4 protein-coding genes and 1 pseudogene are annotated in these 4,585 nt (G+C 59.8%); all 5 read right to left on the bottom strand.

All coding sequences use genetic code 11. The features are described 5' to 3' along the window. Positions 1–684 precede the first annotated feature (684 nt). Positions 685–945, bottom strand: a pseudogene (gene hgcB, locus P1S46_11740) (mercury methylation ferredoxin HgcB). Continuing rightward, entirely contained in the window at positions 942–2,075 is a 1,134-nt protein-coding gene (hgcA, locus tag P1S46_11735; protein ID MDF1537141.1) for a mercury methylation corrinoid protein HgcA, read from the bottom strand. The pseudogene hgcB and the gene hgcA overlap by 4 nt, the downstream one beginning before the upstream one ends. Positions 2,076–2,334: 259 nt before the next feature. Further along, positions 2,335–2,565 (bottom strand): hypothetical protein, encoded by a 231-nt coding sequence (locus P1S46_11730; protein ID MDF1537140.1) that lies wholly within the window; start codon positions 2,563–2,565, stop codon positions 2,335–2,337. A gap of 73 nt (positions 2,566–2,638) precedes the next feature. Beyond that, the gene (locus P1S46_11725) at positions 2,639–3,247 is read right to left on the bottom strand and encodes a TetR/AcrR family transcriptional regulator (protein ID MDF1537139.1); all 609 of its coding nucleotides are present in this window, start codon (positions 3,245–3,247) and stop codon (positions 2,639–2,641) included. Positions 3,248–3,520: 273 nt separating this feature from the next. Continuing rightward, the gene (locus P1S46_11720; protein ID MDF1537138.1) at positions 3,521–4,453 is read right to left on the bottom strand and encodes an ExsB family transcriptional regulator; all 933 of its coding nucleotides are present in this window, start codon (positions 4,451–4,453) and stop codon (positions 3,521–3,523) included. Positions 4,454–4,585: the final 132 nt, after the last annotated feature.

Below are 4,585 nucleotides of genomic sequence, written 5' to 3'. Positions count from 1 at the left end.
GCCGTTGGCGGGATCGAGTGGCCATCAGGGGACGGACAGAAGGAGGGGAAGATTAAGGAGGTTGGTTGCTGAAAGGAAGTGGGGGTGAAAGGAACCTGCCTGAACGACGCGATCCCGGTGGACGAAGGGGAGTGTAGGGTTGAAGGTTGATGGATTCGCAAAAAGTCCATCAACGCGCCCCGCGCGGGGCGCCCAAATCCATGACCCGCACCATAAGTCATTGATTTGTAAGGAAAGGGAAAACGACGCCTTTCCCTTTCCGTGGAGCGAAAAGTCCCGGATTGGACTTTTTGCGACCCTATCAAGGTTGAGGGTTGAGGGTTGAGAGTTGAGGGTTAAGAGTTGAGGGTTACGGGTTGCGAGTTTATGGTTACGGGTTTTGGGTTTTGAGTGAAAACCACAATCGCTCGGTCGCCAAGTCGTCCGGTCGGACATTTTTTCCACCCTACCCCGTTACTCCCATACTCCGACACCCCGATAAAGTTCTTTCCCCTTTCAGCAGCAGCCGGACACGTTGTGGAGCCCGGGTTTCGGATCACATCCGCAGTCACCGGCTTTTGATCCGCAGCCGGCTTTCATATCCGTGCCGGAGGCAGGCCCGCACCCGCAGGCATCTTCTGCTGATCCGCAGTCCACGTTCATCGAACCGCAGTCGGACCCGGTCCGGGAATAATTCTCCAGCGTGCAGCTGCAGGCCCCCTTCCTTCCCAGGGCCGTGTTGATGACAGCCTGGGCGCACCCCACGCCGGTCTGGACGAAGATGGCCCCTTCGGGACAGTTGAGGGAGCAGGCGCCGCACTCCATGCACGCGTCCCGGTCGTCGATCCGTGCCCTGCCGTTATCCAGTGAGAAAACGGCGTGGGGACAGACCACCGCGCACATACCGCACCCGTTGCAAAGGTCCCTTTCCAGTTCAAGGGTGGTGACGTTGGCCAGGTACTTCATGCTCCGCCTCCGGCCTTAATGAGGGACACGACCCAGAGGAGCAGCCCGACGGTTCCGGCGCCGGCCTGGAACGGAACCGCTTCCTTCATCTCCTTCTTCACTCCGGATAGGGACGTGTAGGTGGATGAACCCGTGAAGTTCATGGCAAGGAAGGAGGAGAGCGCGACGATGATGAGAGACCACGCGGCAAGCCGGGTGGCAGGAAACGATGAAGCAAGAGGGAGCATAAACGAGACGGCGGCACCGGTCACGGCTCCCTTTATGGCGAAGGCCCGTCCGGGGAGCCACGGCAGGAAAAGAGGGGCCAGGATCGCGCCGGAAACAACCGCGAGGGACAACAGGAGGAACGCCTCCAGGCCGAACCGCGCGGCATCGTCAAGGAGGGAGCCCGGTCCCGCCAGTCCGGCAACCGTGGCCAGGACAAAAGTAAAGGCTACAACCCACTTCGCGGCAGGGATCAACTCCATGGGAGCAATGGCGGCTCGTTCGCTGAGGGGAAACTGTTTTTTTCTCATGGCCGGCGTGGCCCTGCGGCCTGAAGCGAAGAATGGCTTGAGGTCAGTCATTTCCACGGGGCCGTAAATCACCCGAAAGCCGGTTATATCCTTCACCTTGTGAGCGGCCACACCCACTGCCCCGAGCTGGGGCACGATGATCCTGCGGTGGTTGACGACGGACCGCAGCCCGGCAGATTCGATCCGGCGGACCAGCTCATCGGTGCCGAAGGTCCCCTTCCCCGCCGCGCACCACACGTTGATACCCTTCGTATCCAGCACGAGGACCCACAGATCCAGACCGGACACGGCCCGGCGCAGCAGATCGAAGGTCATGCGGTAGTTGGCCGTGACCAGCACCTCCGAATCAGGGCCGGGATCACCCACCGCGTACAGCCCGGGATAAACCGTGTAGTCCATCCGGCTGATACCCCAGCGGGCCTTCCACATACCCAACTGATCGGCGAAAGTCAGTTCGGAAGTGACCCTGGGAATAGAGCCGATCGCACTCTGGACCTCACCGGTGACCGAAGAAGGCAGGTCTTCGACCTTAACCGGTACACGGACGAAAGGAATCTCTGTTTTCGTATCCGGACAGCACCTTTCGGGCCGCGACGGACAGCACGTTTGGCTCACTGGACAACACTCCTGGCAGTTAGATAGCGTGGGCTAAGGATAACCCAGACGAGGGATAAGGCAAGGGGGGAAGAGCAGAGTCTAGAGTCTGGGGTCTGGCAAAACAGGCTAAGGTCCAACGGTTGTCATCGCGAGCTTTTACCGGGCGAGGCGATCCCGGGATTGCTTCATCACGCCATCCGTCTTCGTCACGCAAAGGGCGTAACTGCGACGTGACAAGTCGGCGTGATTCGCAATGACTTTCTTGAACATTCTCTTGTTACCCTCCGGACGCCCTCATCAGCCGCCCGTGCAGCCTCCACTTCACCCTCATCGGCTTCGCCACGGACTTCGCCACGGACCGCGGTGCCTCCTTCACATCCAGGACATGGGGAGTGGCGTCGATCTCGTCGAAATCCCCACGCAGGTCCCGGTGCGCCATGTACATGTCCATTCTTCCCTGTTCGCCGGACCTTTCATAGGCCTCGAGGATCCACTTTGCAGCGCTCATCTTTTTCTCTCCTCAAAGGAGGCGCACCTGGCGCACATCCTGCTTGATGGACTTGTTCCATGTCCATTCATTACTATTCCGGTTTCCGGGTTTTCGCCTCGTACGCGGAAAGCAGCCTTTCCATGGCCAGGTCGGACCGTCGTGTCGCGTCGGGGTCCTTGAGCAGCCTTTCCAGGAGATGGTACCCGTGAAGGATCGACTCGAACTCGAAGGCGAACTGGCGAGGGTCGGTGTCAGGCCTGAAATGACCCTCCCCTATGGCGATCCCCGCTGACCTGGCCAGAACGTCGAGGAGACCGTTCATCATTTTCACGGTCTCGTCCCTCACCACTCCCGGACGGTCGTCAAACTCGGTGGAACTGGCGATCATGACGCACCCTCCCGGCAGGGAGTCGCCGCCGATCCACTTTTTCCAGTTTTCGTAAATGGCCCGGATACGGGGGACGCCCCTGGGTTCCTTGAAGGCAGGGCGCAGGACCTCCTCCAGGAACATATCCCCGACCCACTGGAGAACCTGGGCCTGAAGGTTCTCCTTGGAGTTGAAGTGGGCGAAAAGACCGCTTTTCGAAAGACCGGTGGCCTTGGCCAGCTTGCCAATGGATATATCCTCAAGTCCACAGATGCTGGCCAAGCTGGCAGCCTTCTGGAGGATCTTGTCTCTGGTTTTCGCGCCTTTTGACATAGAGTAAAAGTTTCTGGTTCCTGGTTTCTGGTTTCTGGTTTCTGCCTACTGCCTACTGCCTACTGATTACTGATTACTATCTTTTTAGCACGACCGTTCGTATTAAACAAGGCATTATCGGGCCCGACATCGACACGGAAAGGGACATCCTGCTGGGGGACCTGCCGGCAGCCGGAGTCGGATACCCTGTGGCAGCAGGCTGCCCTTTAACCGGGAGAAGGTCAAGAAGCGGTGATCGGAAACCGCGATCGGCCTGAAACATCTGCCGGGCCGTCAGACATACTCGACGGTCGCGGGAGGCTTGGGCGTCAGATCATACAGGCAGCGGTTGACGCCGGGTATGCCCGTGACCCTTGCACAGATGCGGTGCAGCGTCTCCCACGGGATCTCGACGGCGGTCGCTTCCCTGGCGTCGACGCTGTCGATGGAACGCACGACGATGATCTGCCCGAACTCCCGCTTCCCGTCACGGATGCCCGTTGCCCTGTCGTTCAACAGAACGGCCAGGTACTGGAACGCGCCGCTGCCGGAAAGCTCCTCCTCGACGATGGCCGTGGCTGCCCGGACGGTGGCGATGCGATCTTCCGTCACCTCGCCAACGATCCGCGTGGCGAGGGCCGGCCCCGGGAAAGGGATCCTGTTGGTGAGTTCGGGGGGCATTTCCAGCAGTTTGGCCACTTCCCGCACACCGTCCTTGCGCAGGGTTTTGAGGGGCTCTACCACATTGTAGCCATACTCCTCCCGCGGATCGATGCCAAGCTGCGAGAGGATGTTGTGCTGGCGCTTGATCCCGGCGACGGTCTCCTCGATGTCCGTCAGGATGGTTCCGTGAAGCAGGTATTTGGCTCCCGTTTCCCTGACGATCCTGCCGAAGACGGTGGAATAGAAGGTCCTGGTGATGGCGTTGCGCTTCTCCTCCGGGTCGGACAGCCCCTTCAGGGCGCCCAGGAAATCGGCCCTCGCATCCACGAGATCCACAGGGATCCCCATCCCGTCGAATATCCGGACCACCCTTTCCGGCTCGCCTTCGCGCATGAGCGCGGTGTCGATGAACACCGTCCTGAGCCTGTCGCCAAGGGCCCGGTGCCCCAGCACGGTGACGACGCTGCTGTCGACCCCGCCGCTGAGCGCGTTGATCGCCAGGCCGTCCCCTACCGTTTCACGAAGCGAGGCAACCTGTTCCTCCACGAAAGCGCTGTAGTCCATGTTCTTCCTCCTCACGATATATGAATATTGATGGACTCGCAAAAAGTCCATCAATGCGCCCCGCGCGGGGCGCCCAAATCAATGACTTACACCGTAAGTCATTGATTTGTAAGGAAAGGGAAAACGACGCTT

This window comes from bacterium, from assembly GCA_029210545.1.
Lineage (GTDB): Bacteria > BMS3Abin14 > BMS3Abin14 > BMS3Abin14 > BMS3Abin14 > JARGFV01.
The sequence above is the reverse complement of the archived record's forward strand: the minus strand, read 5'-3'. Positions and strand labels throughout refer to the sequence as shown.